The organism is Desulfobulbus alkaliphilus (genome assembly GCF_016918545.1).
Classification (GTDB): domain Bacteria; phylum Desulfobacterota; class Desulfobulbia; order Desulfobulbales; family Desulfobulbaceae; genus Desulfobulbus; species Desulfobulbus alkaliphilus.
In genome coordinates this window covers 1-494 of sequence record NZ_JAFFQC010000149.1, presented here as the reverse complement: position 1 = coordinate 494, position 494 = coordinate 1, and the positions used below count along the sequence as shown (strand labels likewise).

Sequence of the window (494 nt, the reverse complement as noted above, 5' to 3'; positions counted from 1 at the left end):
GCGCTTGAACTCGTTCATCAAGTCCCTGAAGTCCGTGGATCCGACGACCTCCATGACCGTTGTCATGGTACTGCGCAGCTTCTTGATGATGTCCTTGTACTGCGCCGCGCTGCCAGCGTAGTCGAACATGCCGTTTTCGATGCCAAGCTGCATCATGCGCCGGTAGTCGCCTTCCTTGAACAGGACGTCCCCAGCCGCGCTCATGCGCGTGAAGCTGTCGATATTTCGTGCGGAAGCCGCATTGAACCCCATGCCGGTGGCCAGGTTCACTTCCCGTCCTCCGGTAATCTTCGGCATGGTAAGGTTCTGGAGCGCGCGCAGGTCGCGGACACGGTTGATGACCGGTTCCGCAAGGCTGGGCATGGCCAGACCGGCTATGGCGCCAGGAATGCCGCCCAAGGCACCGAGGGCCAGCGATGACACGCCGAAATCGAATACCGTACCGCCGAGGGCCAGCATCTGGTCGCTGGAATGGCGCCGGATGGCGCTCATAT

Annotated in this window: 1 protein-coding gene; it reads right to left on the bottom strand. The window is 61.1% G+C overall.

Annotation, left to right across the window (positions count from 1 at the left end):
- On the bottom strand, window positions 1–494 hold a 494-nt coding region (locus tag JWG43_RS17835; protein WP_205244293.1), incomplete at both ends, for a hypothetical protein.